Origin of the sequence: Parabacteroides sp. CH2-D42-20, from assembly GCF_003670185.1 — a bacterium.
GTDB lineage: Bacteria > Bacteroidota > Bacteroidia > Bacteroidales > Tannerellaceae > Parabacteroides > Parabacteroides distasonis.
The window spans coordinates 59,233-77,422 of record NZ_RAYG01000008.1 but is presented as its reverse complement, the minus strand read 5'-3'; the positions used below and the strand labels follow the sequence as shown (position 1 = coordinate 77,422).

Annotated in this window: 14 protein-coding genes; 8 read left to right on the top strand and 6 right to left on the bottom strand. The window is 38.9% G+C overall.

Going from position 1 to position 18,190, the window contains the following annotated elements:
- The first annotated feature begins 77 nt into the window (after positions 1-77).
- The gene (gene lepA / locus D7V92_RS06585; RefSeq protein WP_005868105.1) at positions 78-1,865 is read left to right on the top strand and encodes a translation elongation factor 4; all 1,788 of its coding nucleotides are present in this window, start codon (positions 78-80) and stop codon (positions 1,863-1,865) included.
- 96 nt (positions 1,866-1,961) lie between these two features.
- Here lepA and D7V92_RS06580 read toward each other — a convergent pair whose 3' ends face one another.
- Positions 1,962-2,801 carry a S1 RNA-binding domain-containing protein gene (locus D7V92_RS06580; protein WP_121772536.1) on the bottom strand — a complete coding sequence of 280 codons (840 nt, stop codon included), beginning with the start codon at positions 2,799-2,801 and terminating at the stop codon, positions 1,962-1,964.
- 196 nt (positions 2,802-2,997) lie between these two features.
- Here D7V92_RS06580 and D7V92_RS06575 point away from each other — a divergent pair, with 196 nt between their 5' ends.
- The 3 genes from D7V92_RS06575 to D7V92_RS06565 are packed head-to-tail and all read left to right on the top strand — an operon-like array spanning position 2,998 to position 6,292.
- On the top strand, positions 2,998-3,801 hold the full coding sequence (locus D7V92_RS06575) for a polysaccharide biosynthesis/export family protein (RefSeq protein WP_008771821.1): 804 nt from the start codon (positions 2,998-3,000) through the stop codon (positions 3,799-3,801).
- 7 nt (positions 3,802-3,808) lie between these two features.
- Positions 3,809-5,422 carry a GNVR domain-containing protein gene (locus D7V92_RS06570; RefSeq protein ID WP_121772535.1) on the top strand — a complete coding sequence of 538 codons (1,614 nt, stop codon included), beginning with the start codon at positions 3,809-3,811 and terminating at the stop codon, positions 5,420-5,422.
- 6 nt (positions 5,423-5,428) lie between these two features.
- Positions 5,429-6,292 (top strand): phosphorylcholine transferase LicD, encoded by an 864-nt coding sequence (locus tag D7V92_RS06565; protein WP_008771823.1) that lies wholly within the window; start codon positions 5,429-5,431, stop codon positions 6,290-6,292.
- A 43-nt stretch (positions 6,293-6,335) separates the two neighbouring features.
- Here D7V92_RS06565 and D7V92_RS06560 read toward each other — a convergent pair whose 3' ends face one another.
- Both D7V92_RS06560 and D7V92_RS06555 read right to left on the bottom strand, forming a co-directional pair.
- Positions 6,336-7,415, bottom strand: coding sequence for a glycosyltransferase family 4 protein (locus D7V92_RS06560; RefSeq protein ID WP_121772534.1), 1,080 nt, complete (start codon positions 7,413-7,415; stop codon positions 6,336-6,338).
- Positions 7,412-8,635, bottom strand: a complete 1,224-nt coding sequence (locus D7V92_RS06555; protein WP_048927487.1) for a glycosyltransferase family 4 protein — start codon at positions 8,633-8,635, stop codon at positions 7,412-7,414. Before D7V92_RS06555 ends, D7V92_RS06560 begins: the two co-directional genes overlap by 4 nt.
- Positions 8,636-8,766: 131 nt before the next feature.
- On the opposite strand from D7V92_RS06555, the gene D7V92_RS22710 reads away from it, so the two are divergent.
- The 3 genes from D7V92_RS22710 (at position 8,767) to D7V92_RS06540 (ending at position 11,844) form a co-directional block, all read left to right on the top strand.
- Positions 8,767-8,859 carry a DUF2770 family protein gene (locus tag D7V92_RS22710; RefSeq protein WP_220445888.1) on the top strand — a complete coding sequence of 31 codons (93 nt, stop codon included), beginning with the start codon at positions 8,767-8,769 and terminating at the stop codon, positions 8,857-8,859.
- 1,757 nt (positions 8,860-10,616) lie between these two features.
- Positions 10,617-10,787, top strand: coding sequence for a hypothetical protein (locus tag D7V92_RS06545; protein ID WP_233572806.1), 171 nt, complete (start codon positions 10,617-10,619; stop codon positions 10,785-10,787).
- Positions 10,732-11,844: a hypothetical protein gene (locus D7V92_RS06540; RefSeq protein ID WP_233572805.1), complete on the top strand. Its 1,113-nt coding sequence runs from the start codon at positions 10,732-10,734 to the stop codon at positions 11,842-11,844. The genes D7V92_RS06545 and D7V92_RS06540 overlap by 56 nt, the downstream gene beginning before the upstream one ends.
- 723 nt (positions 11,845-12,567) lie before the next feature.
- Here the strand turns inward: D7V92_RS06540 and D7V92_RS06535 are convergent.
- From D7V92_RS06535 to D7V92_RS06525, 3 genes are all read right to left on the bottom strand, one after another.
- Positions 12,568-13,782, bottom strand: a complete 1,215-nt coding sequence (locus tag D7V92_RS06535) for an oligosaccharide flippase family protein (protein WP_128576990.1) — start codon at positions 13,780-13,782, stop codon at positions 12,568-12,570.
- 55 nt (positions 13,783-13,837) lie between these two features.
- Positions 13,838-15,655, bottom strand: a complete 1,818-nt coding sequence (locus tag D7V92_RS06530; protein WP_121772532.1) for an aminotransferase class I/II-fold pyridoxal phosphate-dependent enzyme — start codon at positions 15,653-15,655, stop codon at positions 13,838-13,840.
- Positions 15,656-15,799: 144 nt separating this feature from the next.
- Positions 15,800-16,747, bottom strand: a complete 948-nt coding sequence (locus D7V92_RS06525; RefSeq protein ID WP_036629485.1) for an ornithine cyclodeaminase — start codon at positions 16,745-16,747, stop codon at positions 15,800-15,802.
- Positions 16,748-16,870: 123 nt separating this feature from the next.
- On the opposite strand from D7V92_RS06525, the gene D7V92_RS06520 reads away from it, so the two are divergent.
- Positions 16,871-18,187 (top strand): UDP-glucose/GDP-mannose dehydrogenase family protein, encoded by a 1,317-nt coding sequence (locus D7V92_RS06520; protein ID WP_008771832.1) that lies wholly within the window; start codon positions 16,871-16,873, stop codon positions 18,185-18,187.
- Positions 18,188-18,190 lie beyond the last annotated feature (3 nt).

Genomic DNA, 18,190 nt, shown 5'->3' with positions numbered 1-18,190 from the left:
ACAACAAATGGTATGCCAAAAGTATAGTATTTAGGCTAAATTTCCTATCTTCGCGTACCTAAAAATAAATTTAGCAGATGAAGAATATCCGCAATTTCTGTATTATTGCTCATATTGACCATGGGAAAAGTACCTTGGCAGACCGTTTGCTTGAGTATACCAAGACAGTAGAAGGTAAAGACATGCAAGCTCAAGTCCTTGACGACATGGATTTAGAGCGTGAGCGTGGTATTACGATCAAGAGCCATGCGATCCAGATGAAGTATAATTATAAGGGTGAAGAATATATACTGAACCTGATCGATACTCCGGGACACGTGGACTTCTCGTATGAGGTTTCCCGTTCTATCGCCGCCTGCGAGGGTGCGTTGCTGATCGTGGACGCGGCCCAAGGTATTCAGGCGCAAACCATCTCTAACCTGTATATGGCGATAGAGAATGACTTAGAGATTATTCCGGTGATGAACAAGATCGACCTGCCTAGCGCCATGCCGGAGGAGGTAGAGGACCAGATCGTGGAACTGTTGGGCTGCCCTCGTGAGGATATCTTACGGGCGAGTGGAAAGACAGGCGAGGGAGTGACTGAGATCTTGAATACGATCGTGGAGAAGGTCCCGGCTCCGAAAGGTGACCCGGAGGCCCCGTTGCAGTGTCTGATTTTTGACTCCGTTTTTAATCCGTTCCGTGGTATTATCGCTTACTTCAAGGTGGTAAACGGCGTGATCCGTAAAGGTGACCATGTGAAGTTTATCGCTACAGGAAAAGAGTATGACGCCGACGAGGTAGGTATATTGAAATTAGATATGTGCCCCCGTGAGGAGATCCGGACGGGAGACGTAGGATATATCATTTCCGGTATCAAGACGTCCCGGGAGGTGCGTGTCGGTGATACGATCACTCATGTGTCTCGCCCGGCTAAAGACGCGATCGCCGGTTTTGAGGAGGTGAAGCCGATGGTCTTCGCCGGTGTCTATCCAATCGATAGCGAGGATTTCGAGAACCTTCGTGCGTCATTGGAGAAATTGCAGTTGAACGACGCTTCCTTGACTTTCCAGCCGGAGAGTTCCGCCGCGTTGGGTTTTGGGTTCCGTTGCGGTTTCTTGGGCTTGTTGCATATGGAGATTGTTCAGGAGCGTTTGGATCGTGAGTTCAATATGGATGTGATAACTACTGTACCGAACGTTTCTTATATCGTGCATACAAAGAAAGGGGAGGAGATCGAGGTACATAATCCGGGAGGCTTGCCGGACCCGACTTTGATTGATCATATCGACGAGCCGTTTATCCGTGCTTCCGTGATCACGAACACTACCTATATCGGCCCGATCATGACACTCTGTCTGGGTAAACGTGGCATCCTGCTTAAGCAAGAATATATTTCAGGTGATCGTGTCGAGATTCATTATGACTTGCCGTTGGGCGAGATCGTAATCGACTTTTATGATAAGTTGAAGAGTATTTCAAAAGGGTACGCTTCTTTCGATTACCATTTACATGATTTCCGTCCCAGTAAGTTGGCTAAATTAGATATCCTGTTGAACGGTGAGCCGGTAGACGCTTTGTCTACATTGACGCACGTGGATAATAGCGTTACTTTCGGACGTCGTATGTGCGAGAAACTGAAAGAGTTGATCCCCCGCCAGCAATTCGATATCGCTATCCAAGCGGCGATAGGCGCTAAGATTATCGCTCGTGAGACAATTAAGGCTGTCCGTAAAGACGTGACGGCGAAATGTTATGGAGGCGATATCTCCCGTAAGCGTAAATTGCTGGAAAAACAGAAAGAGGGAAAGAAACGAATGAAGCAGATCGGTACGGTAGAAGTTCCGCAAAAAGCGTTCTTGGCCGTATTGAAGCTGGATTAGAAAGTCAATGGAATCCGTTCGCTAACTCAATGGATTTATAAAGAAAAGTCAATGGATTCTGTAACGGATTCCATTGACTTTTTTTATATAAATGGGTCACTTCTCGTTCACGAGCCGTATCCCGCCATCTTCCAGCGTGATAAGATGTTGCTTATAGAGTGCCCCGATCGCTTGTTTGAAAGCTTTCTTGCTACAGCGGAATAAGGAATAGATCACGTCCGGATCGCTCTTGTCGTGTACCGGGATGTATCCCCCTTGTGTTTTCATCGCTTCCAGAATGACGCCGGCGATCCCCTCTACCTTTTGGTAGCCTTGCGGCGTTAGGCTCACATCTATCTTATCATCCTCACGTACCTCTTTTATATAGCCTTTCAGATGCTCGCCTTTCTCAAGACGTTGGAATACCTCATTATAATAGATCAATCCCCAATGCTGGTTATTGATGATCACCTTATAGCCAAGATCCGTCTCGTCGGCTACCAATAACTGAACCTCTTGATTCTGCTCGTAATCGATAGGGGTATTGTTCAAGAACTTCTCGATACGTGCGGATGCCATGATACGTCCTGTCACATGATCCAGCCGGACATAGACCAAGTACCATTTCCCCTCTCTCATCGGCATTTTCTGCTCCTTGAAAGGAACGAGCAAATCTTTCATGATTCCCCATTCCAAAAATGCGCCAGCATTATTCACGTCTTTTACTTCCATGAACTGGAACTCCCCGACCGTTACCAGAGGACGTGCGGTAGTAGCGATCAACCTCCCTTCATTATCATGATAAATAAACACCTCGACCTCATCCCCGGGCTTCACGTTTTTAGGTACGTAACGAGTCGGCAACAAGATCTCCACCCCGTTACCTCCATCCAGATAAACCCCGAAGTCAAGGTCTTTCACTATTTTCAGCGTGTTGTATTTTCCTATCTCAACCATATGTTTTTGTTTTGTCACAAACTTACGCAATAATCATGAAAAAGCGGTAAAAACAACTATAATTTTGATTTAGCATGCAGCAATATCTAGACAATTGCATCGTTATAGAAGTATCTTTATACTTGTGGTCCTTTTGAGACCTCATGTTCAAACTAAAAAACGTATATTTGCACCTTATTTGAAGAAAACAAAGATTATGAGAGTGAAATTAGTATCAGTAGTGGCATTGTTTGTCTTATTGTTAGGGGCTTGTTCTGTTCCTAAAGATGTGGTTTATTTCCAAGGAGTGGATGCCTTGACCCCCGAACAGGTGAGTAAGATGAATCAAGCTTATACCTCGAAGATTTGCCCTGATGACTTACTTACGATAACCGTTACGGCATGGGATCCGACAGTCGTTACTCCCTTTAATCCCCCTGTATATGCTTATGCGACTCAAGGTGAGACTACGACGGTTTCTTCCGGTCAATTAAGAACGTATTTGGTTGATCAGGAAGGTGACATAAATTTCCCTGTTTTGGGAAAGATCCATGTGGCGGGATTGACCAAGCAACAGTTAAGTGATAAAATGCAAGAAATGATTTCTCCTTATGTGAAAGATGCTTTGGTTAATGTACAGATTGTAAATTATAAGGTCACGATGATGGGTGAGGTCTCTCGGCCGGGTGCGATTTCCGTGAAAAATGATCGTCTTTCAATTTTAGATGCTATCGGTCAAGTCGGTGATTTGACAATTAACGCAAACCGTAAGAACATCTTGGTTATACGGGATAATAATGGAGAGAAGGAGTTTGCTCGTTTGGATATTACCGAGCCGGATATATTTACTTCCCCCTATTATTATCTTCAACAAAATGATGTTGTTTATGTGGAACCGAATAATGCGAAGAAGAGAAACGCCCGTTACAGTCAGGCCCAACAATATAGTATAACTGTGTTCTCCTCAATTTTGAGCGCTGTATCTGTGATAACGACTGTTATATTGGCTATTACTAAATAATAATTAGATGATGGAAGTGAAAGACAACGAAACAATCGGACTTAAAAGTATTATCGTAAGATATCTATTGCACTGGAAATTATTTTTAGGGGTATTTCTGTTTTCTATAATACCTGCGGTTTTATATCTGATTTATTACCCTCGTACCTATGAGATGATGGCTCGTATCCAGATTCAGGAAGATAAAGACCTCGGAGGAGGTAGCTTTGGATTGGGAGAGGCTGCCGGGTTGATGAAATCTTTTGGGCTGGGATCTGTTTCTGGAGGTGTCGTTAATATAGATGATGAATTAATGACATTGACTTCTAATAAAATGCTTCGGGATATGGTTCTGAAATTAGGCGTGAATGTCGATTATTGCGAACCATTTTCTTTGGGTTATCGTTTATATGATGAATCTCCTTTAAGGATGGTTGCCGATTCTGCTACAAACGCACGCTTGGCAGAAGCTGTGGAGTTCTTGGTTTTCGTGAAAAATGGTAAGGCGGAGGTTTCAGCGGAGTCTGTTAATATGAAAAAGAAACATTTTAGTTTTCCATCATTGCCTGCTTCGATTGAGTTGCCAATGGGAAACTTCATCTTGGACTTTGCATCGGGAAAAAAAGATGTTACCTCTGCGAAACTTGATATTACATATAATCCTGCGGGGTGGGTCGCAGAGGATTTGGAGAAAGAATTTTTAATAGAAGGAAGCTCCAAGACTTCAAATGTAATAGAGTTGAGTTGCACTGATTATGAAAAGAATCGGGGTACGGATATGCTAGATACATTAATTGCGATCTATAACAAAGAAGCTGAGGCGTATAAAAAAGGAGAGGCTCGTAAATCTTTGGTTTTCTTAGATGGGAGGATTGAGAATATTATAGCGGAACTTGCCGCTGTCGAAAACCAGATTGAAGAATATAAGAGCAAGAACCAATTGATGGATATAGAGCATGACGTTCAATTCTATGTGGAGCAAATGAAAGAACTACAAACAAAGTTGATAGAATTGGAGGCTCAATCCAATGTCATCAATATGATGGATGAATTCGTGAAAGATCCTGCGAATAAATATAATTTGGTACCTGTTTTATTGACCGCTCAGGAAGGGGAGAAAGGAAGTGCGTTAACTAGTTATAATGAAGTTTTGCTAGAACGTGCACGCGTAATTCAAAATTCGAGTATCAATAACCCGCTGGTCGGAACTTTGACTGAGCAAGCGGATAAGTTACGTGGAAGCGTAATAGAAACCATCGGTAATGCTCAAAAAGGAATGCAGCGGTCAATAAAGGATGTAAAAGCGAAGGAGCAGGAAATTTATAGTAAAATGAATAATTATCCGGTTGCGGAAAGACAGTTTGTAGAGTTGAAGCGTAGACAGGAAATTATTCAAGGCGTTTATTTGATATTACTTCAGAAGCGAGAGGAGACCGCTCTTATCTTAGGTCAGACAAGAGATAAGGCTAGGGTGATTGATCCTGCCTATGTAAAGAGCAAGCCTGTCGGTCCTCGTAAGTTATTTGCGCTTATTGGAATGTTGGTCTTAACATTGGTGATACCTATATCTTACTTATTTGTAAGAAGACAATCGTCTCTTCTTATCCAAGAATATAAAAAGCAAAGTAAAGATTCTAAGTAATATTTTATGAGTGTTGTTGATTTCTCGAAATTATATCCTGACAATCGTCAAGAAGGAGAAACGGTATTGCGTCAAGCGCAATTAGTGATGTTGAGGATGCTTAAGATTATTGATTATATATGTCGAAAGCATGATATTTCTTATTGGATGTGCTCGGGTACCTTATTAGGTGCGGTTCGTCATAAAGGTTTCATACCTTGGGACGATGATTTGGATATCTGTATGATTCGTGAGGATTATGAGCGTTTTGTAGAGATTGCCGTGAATGAGTTCCCTGAAGATATGATGTTGCAGACCAGAGAGACTGATCCTCATTACCATTATTTGCCTTTACCTTGTAAGGTTAGAGACAAGAAAAGCTTTATATTATCTCCGGGATATGAGGATGAAGAGTGCGAGAAGGGGTTGTTTATAGATATATTTCCTATGGATCGTTATCATAAACAGAAATTGCCTTTTATGTTTGAAAAAATGGTGAAGGTCTATAATACGTTTATATGCAAGAGCTTGGATGCGATATATTTCAAGGATGAGTCTATAGATAAAAAGATATTGGCTTTTTTTCATCCCGTATTCCATAAACTGGTTCTTCAATATATGAAATTCGCAAAGAAGCTTATTGATAAGAATAGGGGATTAGGTACAGACTGCCGCCTTGGTCATGGTTTCGATACCTTGTGGAAAAGATATCTTCGATTTGACGATATCTTTCCTGTAGTAGAGATAGACTTTGAGGATTCAAAGTTTTTTGCGCCTCATAGACCAGATGTATATTTAACGACATTATATGGTCCTAATTATATGACTCCACCTCCTGAGAAGCAGCGTTTGGCTGCGCAACATGCTCATGAAATAAAGCCAATTATATAAAAATATCCCTCAAAATACTGTTTAGCTATTTTGAGGGATATTTTTATATCTTGTCAAAGATTGTAGTTACTTTGTCGCTGACATTCTGCCACGTATACTCGTCAAGTGGATAGTCAACTCTGGTAAATTCTTGAGCCAGTTTTTGTTTTATGTGCTTAGATAAATCCAAAGCACTCCCTGTTTTGAAATAGTCCCCTGGATTTAGCTCAAGTAATTTATTAGCGGGTATATCACTTGCCAATATAGGTAGATGATAACTCATCGCTTCTAAAAGTACTAATGGGAAACCTTCATTATAGGAAGGTAATACAAAGAGTCTAGCATGGGAGTATAATTGCCTTAGAAATTCTCCATCCACATATCCGGGCATGATTACATTCTGTTTTTGGGCTCTTTCGCTGATCTCGGACGAATAGGAGGAGCTATGGTCTACTCCTCCAGCTAAAACGAGCTTGAAGTCATGAGGTAAAGATTGTACGTAGCTATCAATCAGATAATCAAATCCTTTCTCCTGTGTAATACGTCCAACAGCTAAAATATATTTTTGAGGTTGTAACCCAAGTTTCTCTATATAATCAGTCCTTGTCGCTAGTTGCTTGCGATATACTCCATTCGGTATATAAGTGGATTTACGCTGAATTTTATCATTGAAAAGACACATTTGCTTTTTATTGACAAAGATTACGGCTGTAGAACCATTAACAGCTATCCATTCGCTGAATTTTAATATTTTTCGGGATATGTAATTCCATTTCTTATGTTCATAGTTTGCGCTATGATACGTAAGGACAACTTTCAACCCAGCGAGTTTAAGGAGTGGTATAAACATTCCGGGACCAATGTTATGGATATGTACGATATCTGGTCTTTTAATAATACAATATATAGTGCACAAGAATGAATGGAAAAAAGGCTCAAACCCTTTTATTCGTGTAGAAGGTAGATCTATGAATCGTATGCCTTTATATACCTTTTCCGCATTTTTCTTTAAGAATGGAATCCTTCTGAATATAGAAATGTTATATTTAGAAGTCAGTTCCGGATAAAGTTGCTCACAATGCTTCTCTACGCCTCCTTGTACATTCGGAAAGCCTCTTGTCCCAAATACATAGACATTTTTCATCGCTTATTCTGATCGATAATGAGTTGATAGTTTTTGATGAGTTTTTGATAATGGCTTTCTTCTGAGAAGTTATCCATTGCGAATTTCTTCGCCTCATCCGACATTCTCGCATATTCTTCCTCTGATATAGAACAAGCCTTTGTAATCGTTTCTTTTAGGTCATCGAATGATTTTGGCTTGAATGTATATCCGGTTTTGTTTTCAATAATCAGCTCTGGTATTCCTCCCAAATCACTACCAATAACAGGAGTTCCTATCATATAGGATTCAATGATTGTCATCGGGTTATTCTCATAGCATTCGGATGAGACTACAACAAAAGAGGCATTGTGAATAAGTTCCCGCAGTTCTTCTCCTTGTTTGAATCCCAGAAACTCTGCGTTTGGAGGGCATTGAGACTTTAGTTGCTCCAATAAAGGTCCGGTTCCAGCTAATTTTAATTTTATATCAGGAACTTGCTTGATCGCATTCAATAAGGTGAGGATACCTTTTTCCTCGGATATTCTTCCAAAGAAAAAGATATAATCTCCTTTTGTTGAACTGTAATCTTTTACCTTCGGGGTAAAATTATACAAATAAGTACATCTATCCTTGAATCGGTTCTCTACTTGAATATGCTTATTCATAGAGAATTTGCTGACAAATATGAATCGATTGATGTAATCGATCGGAGAATAGAATTTTGATCGGAAATAACTATCCATGCTCAACATGAAACTGTTGATGAGGCTACCTTTTGAGCATTTGTGTGTTATGCAATTGTAGTAATTCCCGGTCTTACAACGCTCACAAAAATTCCTTTTTCCATCCGTGAATGTGTATGCAGGACAGACTAAACGATAGTCGTGGACACTCATGATAATAGGAATATTGTATTTCTTGAGGACTGGTAAGATCGATACAGACATACTATTAAACATCAGATGTATATGTGCTACATCCGGTTTCTCCTTTTGGATCAACTTCTCTAATTTACGTGCGGCTTCTTTATTATAGATAAAAGCCGGTAAATTTTTTATTTTCTTGGGTAAAGAAGACTCCGATAGTTCTGGATAGTCTACAAAATACGACTCATAAGGAGAAGGTTCGTTCTTCTTATTCTTAAGACTGAATGGGATAACTGTGTGCCCATGTCTCTCGAGGAGCTGAATCGTGTTGAAAAAGACAGTTTCCGCACCTCCTTTTTTGAAAAAGTATTTATTTATCTGAAGTATTTTCATCTTGTAACTCTTTTGCATTTGGATGAACTTCATCTGTCACCCCGTTCTTCAAATCTGATAATATTAAACCTAATAGCATAAGGACAAAAAAGCCTCTATGCGTTGTAAATGTTGAGTCGGTAGTGCCCTCAATGATAAAGAAACCAATGATCATCAATACCATCGATAAGCATTTCATATTATATGTCCTTTTATGGAATTTAATTGCCTTCATAAGGATATAGATCCAAAAAGTGATGTATAAGATAATCCCTACAATGCCAAATTGAGCTAAAGAAGGGTAGTAGGTATCCGCTATAAAGTTGTAATGGTCCTTACTCATACCCCATACTCCATCTATTCCATATTTTGAATAGATACTCGAATAATACACTCCTGAGGAGAAAGTCCCAAAGCTGGCGAACCCGCTACCGAAAGGAAAGTAATCTATTAATATCTGTGGGGCGGTCGCATATAATACATACCGGGCGATCATGTCTTTGTCTACCTCGCTGGTTAATGTCTGATAGAAATAGAAATAGATTTTCTCTCTAGCGACAAATAATACTGCGACAATAGTTAGTAATATGATCGTAATATTCTTTGCGTCTAACTTGAACTGCTTTATATTTGAGAAGTAGAACGTGATAAATGTGGCTAGAGCGAAAAATCCATAGAATTTAGATCTACCAGATATTAGTCCAATAGACAATAAAGCAACAAATGTAATCTTATCAAGATTAGTGAACTTACTGCAATACAAATAACAAAGGGAAACGCATACAACGGCTGCCGCATAATAAGCCGGATGTCCCATGAGATGGAATAAAATCCTAGGCTCTACAGCTTTCCCTAGTCCCATCAGAAGCAAGAGAAACCAAAATACAAGACATATTGATTTCATGATATTTTTCTGGGATTCGCTAAATCTTGGCATCATTGAGTATACGCAGAAAAAAGCGAGATAAGGCTTGATCTGGATTAACATATCTGATATTATCGCTGTTTTCGTATTACTTCCAATGTATAGGGAGTAGCAAAAATAGAACAGGAAAATACCAATGGTTGTTAAAAAGCCCTTGTTGAAGTTCCAGTCGGATGTGGAAAACAGATATATACCGAATAAAACGAACAGGAATAAGGCGCAAATTTCATCTGTGTAATCAAACCCGATGGCATCGTATAACAATATACCAAAAGTCAAGGTGAAAAGAAGCAGATTGAAAAAATGTTTATTAATCAAAGACTGTATCATACTTTTATAAGAGTACGTTGAGTAACTTGTACATATTTATATTATGAAACAAAGTTATGGGTTATTCTTGGAATAAACTATGTTTCATCATCCTTTTTGCATTTATTTGCTTTTTGTGGTTTGTATGAAAGTGTGTAAATTGTTGATTGATAGATTTTTGTTTGTATCTGGTGAAAATGAAGAACTGAGATATTATTGAATTTTTTTTCTTTTAGGAAAATTATCTATATGCATATTTTTATTTTGTTTGACTTTATTTGTTTCTTGCTCAAATGAAGATTTGTTAAATTCTAATTTGGGAGTGAGAGATGGAGCATGTTTGTCTATAAATATGCAGGATACAACAGATGTTGTACCTGAGAATCTGAGAGCAATATCAAGAACTAATGAATATTGTGTGGCTAGAGGGTGTAGTGCGATACGAATTCTTTCTTCTAATATTAAAATGGCGTTTGATACTTCAACGGCTTAGTTGGTAGGCGTTCTGCCGCATACAATATATATTGTTGATACGAGGCAGGGTGAAATTGACGTTTATGAGTCTGAGGATTTTATTGTTACTTCAAATTATTCTCCAGAATGTGGTTATATGCCGACAGCTGGATTATCAGATATTGGTTATACTATAGGTAGAAGAAATGGTAAAATGATATTTTCTTCAAATACATTACATATTAGATAAGGAATATACGATAATATATGTTTCTATTTTCCATTTATATCTAATAATATTAGATGGAGATAATTATGAAAACATTGAAATGGTTTGCCTATGTGTTTGCGATTGTGTTTATTGTGGGATGTGGAAAAGAAGACCCGATTCCTGATCCGACCCCAACTCCTCCTAGTAAAGGAGGGCTGAATGGGAAGATTACATTATGGATCCGGGAGAAGAGTTCAAATCTTACGGATCAATGAAGGGATTGAGTTTTTCACTTCGTTAGAGTCATTGACTTACGCACTGGTTGATTCTGTAGATCTTAGTCAGAATAAAGCATTAAAGATCTTGGTATGTAATTCCCATACCAATTATCTGAAGCTTCCCGAAGATTGTAAGTTAGATAGTTTGACTTGTTCTACGGTGGTTCTTGAATCGATAGATATAAATGCTTGTAAGCAATTAAAGAATTTATGCCTCAAAATAAAGACAACAGGAGTTATTCTTAATGATTTGCCGTCCTTGGAGCAGCTATCATCTATCGCATATTACTCAGATGGGGCTAGTTTCCAAAACTTAGATTTAAAGAATAATAAACGTTTGAAGCGCATTGCTTTTACGGGAGCTATTGGTTTAATGGATATTGATTTGAGTGGTTGCGAAGCATTAGAGGAATTTACTCCTACAGGTAAGAATTATGCATTGAACTTGAAAGGTTGTAAGTCTTTAAAAAGTTTAGCCGCTGATTATGCGTATTCGATTAACTTGGAAGGGTGTGTTGGCTTGGAAACGTTTGAAAGTAGACGCATTGGCAATATAGACCTATCAGATTGTATTCGTTTGAAGGGAATATTTATTGATAGTGGAGATGGTGTTTTGGATTTAAGTAAGAATCATGCTTTAGAAAGTATCACGGTATATAATATGACGATAAAAGAACTAAAAGGAAGTCTTTATCCTAATTTGCGGAATTTGACTTATCGGTCGGATGCCCAACCTTCTTCTGTTGATATCCAGAATTGTTCAGCGTTGGAATCATTGTATATAACTTCTAGCCTCCTGACCTCATTACAGTTTAAAGGTTGTACGAGCCTTGATAATACCCGGTTGGAGGGAAATGCGGGGGAAGTCGATGTTAGTGATTGTCCTAATTTGTTTTTAGATTGCTATGGATTAACTTGCTTGGATTTCAATAAAAGTATCCGAGGCCTAAAACTATATACAACTGAAAGTTTTCCGGCTTGGATCTTAGTGGATGTGCTTCCCTTGAGCATCTGGAATTTTATAATTATAATCCTAGTGCTTTTTTACGTTTGAATGGATGTCAATCTCTTAAATACTTGAAAATTTATCATTTATATCAAGATGAGTTGTCGTTCGCTGATTGCGGAGCGTTGGAAGAGGTAACAATGGAATGGGTGGGCATTAAAGAATTAGACTTGAGCGAGAAAACTAATTTAATTTATCTTCTATGTTCTAACATGGATATAGAATGTTTGGATACGAGTAATTCCCCGTTATTGGAAACCTTGAGGTGTCCATCAAATTCTCAACTTAAGATGTTGAATATAAAAGGTAATCCTAGCCTGCAAAACTTGGATTGTAGGTCCTGTGCTTTGCAGTCGTTAGATTTATCTGGTAATCCTGCGTTGCAATATATTGATTGCTCATCGAACTATGTTTTACGAACAGTAGACGTGAGACCTTGCCTTTCTTTGTTTAGGTTTACTGGGCTTGATAGTGTAGAAACCGTGTACGTGACCGCAAAGCAATTTTCTTCTACTACTTTTAATGTGCATCCAAATACACACATTTTAATACAATGAACTATATGTTGTAATAGCCATAAACTTTTAAATCTTTATGGCTATTACGACCTTTTATCGGGAATTTGCGTTTTGTGGGAAAGTTGGGCAAAAAAGTAAGTTAACTTCATCGGCAAAGTAACTTAACATACTTTGCCAACGAACCTAAGATACTTGGTTGATGAAGCTAAGATATGTCTTTTCTTAAATCGCTTGTCAAATTTGCCTCAGCTTCTTACGCTCGGAATAGCCCGAACCTACGTATCCCCCAAATACGGAAAAGGAAAAGAAGTGTCTCAGACACGACTACCATCATTGCTACCGTGATAGGGGCGATCATTCCGCAAACATATAGGATCGCTAATCCAGTGATGTGTACCATGGAGGTGGTCATAACTGTATAGTTCGTATATAGAGGGTGCCCCATGGCCGCCAGAAATGGATATCCTAGTAACATAGAGGGGATGGTTACGAAACAAGCGATTACAAGTATCCGGAATACTTCTAAGATATCCGGATCGGCTGTCCCATAGACAAATCTTAATACGTAACTTGAGAATAAAAGTACGGTCGTTACGCAAAAGAAATTGGAGAATGTTATTCTATAGAATACTTTTTTAAAGAACAAGACATCTCTACTTTTCGCTATATGCGGAAATAAAACCCCAGTGAATGGTGTCAATAACTGATTGTACGCTTGATATAGCTTCTCTGCTGCCGAATAGTAACCCACTGCTGTGTTTCCGCAAATCAAACCCAATAGAAACGAGTTGCTTGTGGTGAACAAAGAGGTCGAGGCCCGGGAGAGAAAATAAGTGGAACTATCTTTTAAGGAGTTACTAACTTCTTCGATCGATGTGAAGTACCATTTCATCCCCATTCTGAAGTAAACAATAAAGATACTAACGATCCCGGCAAGAATAAAGCCAAAACTATAGCATATCGGTACGTATATATAATTTTCCGGTTTTCGAATGAAGATGAAAAAGGGAAGGAAACTCAATGATTTCGCTACGATATTGAATACCGTAATGTATTTCATATTCTCCATGCCTTGAAAAAACCACATAGGGAACATAACATTGCCTATGATCATACCAAAATATAGGAGATAAAAAGAAGACTCTGATTTAAACTTATCAAAACAAGTGATCAGGATGAGTAGTATGGCGAAACTGACCCCGCATAAAAAGAAACGTCCAAGCATTGTGCTATTTAGGTAAGAGTTGATTTTACCTAAATCCGTTTTATGCTCAGAGATATATTTCGTGGCTGATAGGTTAAAGCCAAAATCCGTGAACATAATGAAATATTGCATCAAGGCATAGCCGAACGTCACGAGCCCCCAGCGTTCTACACCGAGTACTCTGAAAAGAAAAGGGAATGATAATAAAGGTAATAAATAATTAACTCCTTGGAGCAATGCCAAGGAGATAAAATTTATAACCATAGGATTCTTGAGCTTCTTTTTTATTTCCATATAATAAAGACCGGATTGAATTTCCTTATTTATTCAATGAAGTCAACGCTTCTGTTAGCTTATCATTGTCTTCCTTATTCCGGATAGCGATTCGGATATATTGTTTCCCTTCGAACCCTGCTTTAGTTCCACAGTTTTTTATCAAGATACTATTTCCCGACAATAAAGAGCTACAAAGTTCCTCCGATGTGTAAGTATCGGTTACTTCACATAAGAAATAATTTGCGGCTGAGGGAATAACCCTAAGATATGAGACGGCCTGTAGATTTTGGAAGAAACGCTCTCTTTCGTTTAAGAATTTATGGCAGGCTTTGTCGTAGTCATCACTGTATTTTATGAAAATCTGCATATAGAATTCTGCGAAGGAGTTGATATTCCAAATTGATATATCTTTTTTTAACGCTCGTATGAGATCTTTGTTTCCCGACGCTAAAAAACCTAATCGTAATCCGGGAACGCCGTATGACTTTGATATGCTCTTAATGACAATCAAATGTGGATATTTGTTTAAAAGCTCTTTATCTAACAGGGAAAGTTTATTTTCAGGATTTGCGAAATCAAGGAAAGATTCATCTATGATTAAACGAATCCCTTTTCGTTCGGACCATTCGACTAGCGCAAATATCTCATTTTTAGATAATAAATTTCCAGATGGGTTATCAGGGTTAATTATCAAAAGTTGCTCAATCGCTTTGTTATCAAAGAAAGATATAATGTCTAAAGCAGTATAAGAGAAGTCTCGGTTGCTGGGAGTATAATACACCAGCTGCTTAGGGGCCAAACGGTTCGGGTATTCCTCGAATGTTGGTAATATAACTCCTGTGGTATACTTAGAGGTCATACGCATATAACCACTGATTAACTCGGCCGCTCCGTTTCCTACGATGATTTGTTCGGAGGATATTCCCGCATAACGGGCGGCTAGTTGAGCGTTTTCTTGCATACCGGAAGGATATTCGGTAAGGAGAGTATCGAAATTAGCTTTCATTTCTTCCTTCAATCGGGTATTTGGAAAATAAGGGTTGACAAGATAGCAGAAATCCAATAACATAGGGAAACGCCAGTATCCACCGTAACGTTTGCCGTATAAAGATAAAGCTTGCTTGCCTTCCGAAAATAAGGCTTCCGCATTATTTAAGTCCTGTTGGTCATCTATCTCATACCATTTTTCGGTTGTAATCGTCAAGGCCTTTAAATCCGGTCTGTCTAATAAGGATATTACCTTTAGAACTTGTTCGTAGTATTCATTATTACCGAGGGCTTTACAATAAGCTTCCAAGAACGGAATATACTTATTAGTGGAAAATTCCTTACTGAATTTATATATATTTACGGTCTTGTAATAAGACTCCTTTTGGCAAAATTGAAACGCTTTCTTTGAGATGAAGTTCAATATATTGTTATCCTCATCCAGCCGTACGACGGTACCATCCATCCAACTTTGGTATTTGGCAACTACTGCCAAATTTGGATAGGGATGGTTTATCAATTTGCTGAGAATGGAGTTCTCAAAAATTAGATCGGATTCAAGTAGAATTGTCTCGTCCTCCACCAGATAGTTTTTAGCGAGATATAGCGAGTATATATTATTTGTTTTATCATATACATTGTTCTCTACATAAAGAACAGGAGTGTTGTTTATCTTATCTCCGATAAGCTCACGTACCTTTTCTCCTTTATAACCTATCACGATAATTATACGTTTCAGGGATAGAGCTTCCAGTTGTTTAAGCATACGTTCGATTAAGGTTTGATTATGTACCTTAATCATGCATTTTGTGTTGTTTTTTGTCAACTCTTTAAGGCGTTTGCCCATGCCTGCCGCTAATATGATCGCTTGCATATCTTATTCTTTTTTAATTGTATAAACAAATACCCCTGTCGATTTTACTGTCAAAATATTAATTTGACTGTACATAACCGAGAAGGGGTTGTCTTTATAAGATGATTCTATTATCTAAAACGCTGCATATAATGTAAACCGATATCATATCCAGAATTTTGATACCTCTCTTTCTATCTTAATCTCTGGAGATTGCGCAGATAAACTATCATAAATTTTACTTGCGAATAGAATATCATGTAGACCAAGACCTATATTGTAACTTAATATCCGTTCATGGTCATTTTCTCTGCCAGCCGTTCTACCTGATAAAACGTCTTCTAGCTCGGCATATTGTTTGAATTGGGAAAAATAACGGAACCCCTTCACATGATCGGTATCATCGCCATATACCTTGTCGAAAAAGAGATCGCAATTTTGAAATCCTCTCGTATGTATCGGCACGACTAGGCATCCTTCTTTAAATAGGTCATTTTTCGGACAGATCAAGGTGCTTGCGTCTGTTATACAACTGATAATAACATCTGAGTTGGATATGAGATTCTCTATATTGTCTATGATCGAGAATGTAACATTGGGATAAGCCCCGAATCTCTCTATAAAGGAATCCGCTTGATCCTTATATTTTAATAGCTGAACTGTATGATGCGTATTTTTTTGGCTATCAAGTAAACATAACATAGTTGCTCTAGCTGTATTTCCTAAGCCGATGAAACTGTAAGTAGTGGCATCGGTCGCTTTTAATGTTTGGATAGCGAGAGTGGCGACAGCTCCTGTACGCATAGCGGTTATCCAATCTCCACCCAATAGGGCTAATAGTTCTCCCGTATTGGAATCATAGAGTAGGATATCGCTTCCTAAAGCAGGTATGCCACCTACAATACGATGAACCACCTTGATTCCAAACCTAGAGAATTCTTGGGGTAAGAGGCAGGGCATGGAAGTGAAAAAGTCATTACCTTGGGGGTGTACACTTATTTTTGCGGGTAATTGAGCCTTGTTTTTTATAGAGAAACTTTCTTTCGCCCAATCTACACAGGTCGCAGGCGTAATTCCTAAATCCTTAATCTGATTTTCAGAGATAATTTTCATATTGACTTCCTTTTTTAGTTCATGCTTATGCCAAAAAAGCTTCCAAAGTTATGTATAATTCTTGAAATAGTCTTACTTTTGTATCTCTTTTAAATGCACTATAAACATAAGTAATAGATATATATGAAAATAGCGATTGTAGGTACAGGCTATGTCGGGTTGGTAACGGGTACTTGTTTTGCGGAAATGGGGACTGAGGTCTTTTGTGTGGACGTGGATAAGGTAAAGATTGAGAATCTAAAGAAAGGCATAGTTCCTATCTATGAACCGGGGCTAGACGAGATGGTGGCACGCAATTCCCAAGCTGGTCGTCTTCATTTTATGACTGATTTAAAAGAATGTTTGAATGAGGTCGAGGTACTGTTTTGTGCGGTTGGTACACCTCCCGATGAGGATGGTAGCGCAGACTTGAAGTATGTGCTTGAGGTTGCCCGTACGGTAGGACGCTATATGAATAAATATATCTTGGTTGTTACGAAAAGTACGGTTCCGGTAGGCACTGCCCAGAAAATCAAGAAAGCGATCAAGGAGGAACAAGCCTTGCGAGATGTGAGTATTGAATTTGATATCGCTTCTAATCCTGAATTCTTGAAAGAAGGTGCGGCTATCAAGGATTTTATGAGTCCAGACCGGGTTGTTGTTGGGGTTGAGTCTGATCGTGCTCAGAAGTTGATGGCGAAATTGTATCGTCCTTTTTTGTTAAATAATTTCCGTGTAATCTTCATGGATGTGCCATCTGCGGAGATGACAAAATATGCGGCGAACGCTATGTTGGCTACTCGCATCAGTTTTATGAATGATATTGCCAATTTGTGTGAGATAGTTGGGGCGGATGTTAATATGGTACGTAAAGGAATCGGTACGGATGCCCGTATAGGTAGTCGTTTCTTATATGCGGGTTGTGGATACGGTGGGTCTTGTTTTCCTAAAGACGTTAAGGCGCTTGTGAAGACCGCAGCCAACAGTGGTTACCAAATGCGTATCCTAGAAGCGGTGGAAGCCGTAAACGAGGAGCAGAAATCGATATTGTTCCGTAAATTAATGAAACATTTTAGAGGAGATATACAAGGTAAGCGAATTGCTTTATGGGGATTGGCATTTAAGCCGGAAACGGATGATATGCGAGAGGCTCCTTCGCTAGTCTTAATCAAAAAGTTGAAAGAAGCTGGATGTGTAGTTTCCGCCTATGATCCGGTTGCAATGCCCGAGGCTCAAAGACGTTTACCTGTGGGGATGATTTCATATGGCAAAGATATTTATGAGACCGTGATAGACGCGGACGCTCTGTTGCTTGTTACGGAATGGAAAGAATTTCGTATGCCCTCTTGGTCTGTTATCAAGAAATTGATGTCCACGCCTTTAATTTTAGACGGACGTAATATTTATGACAAGACAGAGTTAGAGGAAGCCGGCTTTATCTATCATTGTATAGGTCGGTAAATT

Coding starts and splice junctions, on each gene's coding strand:
- D7V92_RS06570 (WP_121772535.1), top strand. CDS start 3,809: ATGATGGAAGTGAAAGACAACGAAACAATCGGACTTAAAAGTATTATC.
- D7V92_RS06530 (WP_121772532.1), bottom strand. CDS start 15,655: ATGCAAGCGATCATATTAGCGGCAGGCATGGGCAAACGCCTTAAAGAG.
- D7V92_RS06520 (WP_008771832.1), top strand. CDS start 16,871: ATGAAAATAGCGATTGTAGGTACAGGCTATGTCGGGTTGGTAACGGGT.
- D7V92_RS06540 (WP_233572805.1), top strand. CDS start 10,732: ATGGGAAGATTACATTATGGATCCGGGAGAAGAGTTCAAATCTTACGG.
- D7V92_RS22710 (WP_220445888.1), top strand. CDS start 8,767: ATGATAAAGAAACCAATGATCATCAATACCATCGATAAGCATTTCATA.
- D7V92_RS06525 (WP_036629485.1), bottom strand. CDS start 16,747: ATGAAAATTATCTCTGAAAATCAGATTAAGGATTTAGGAATTACGCCT.
- D7V92_RS06565 (WP_008771823.1), top strand. CDS start 5,429: ATGAGTGTTGTTGATTTCTCGAAATTATATCCTGACAATCGTCAAGAA.
- lepA (WP_005868105.1), top strand. CDS start 78: ATGAAGAATATCCGCAATTTCTGTATTATTGCTCATATTGACCATGGG.
- D7V92_RS06555 (WP_048927487.1), bottom strand. CDS start 8,635: ATGAAAATACTTCAGATAAATAAATACTTTTTCAAAAAAGGAGGTGCG.
- D7V92_RS06560 (WP_121772534.1), bottom strand. CDS start 7,415: ATGAAAAATGTCTATGTATTTGGGACAAGAGGCTTTCCGAATGTACAA.
- D7V92_RS06580 (WP_121772536.1), bottom strand. CDS start 2,801: ATGGTTGAGATAGGAAAATACAACACGCTGAAAATAGTGAAAGACCTT.
- D7V92_RS06545 (WP_233572806.1), top strand. CDS start 10,617: ATGAAAACATTGAAATGGTTTGCCTATGTGTTTGCGATTGTGTTTATT.
- D7V92_RS06575 (WP_008771821.1), top strand. CDS start 2,998: ATGAGAGTGAAATTAGTATCAGTAGTGGCATTGTTTGTCTTATTGTTA.
- D7V92_RS06535 (WP_128576990.1), bottom strand. CDS start 13,782: ATGGTTATAAATTTTATCTCCTTGGCATTGCTCCAAGGAGTTAATTAT.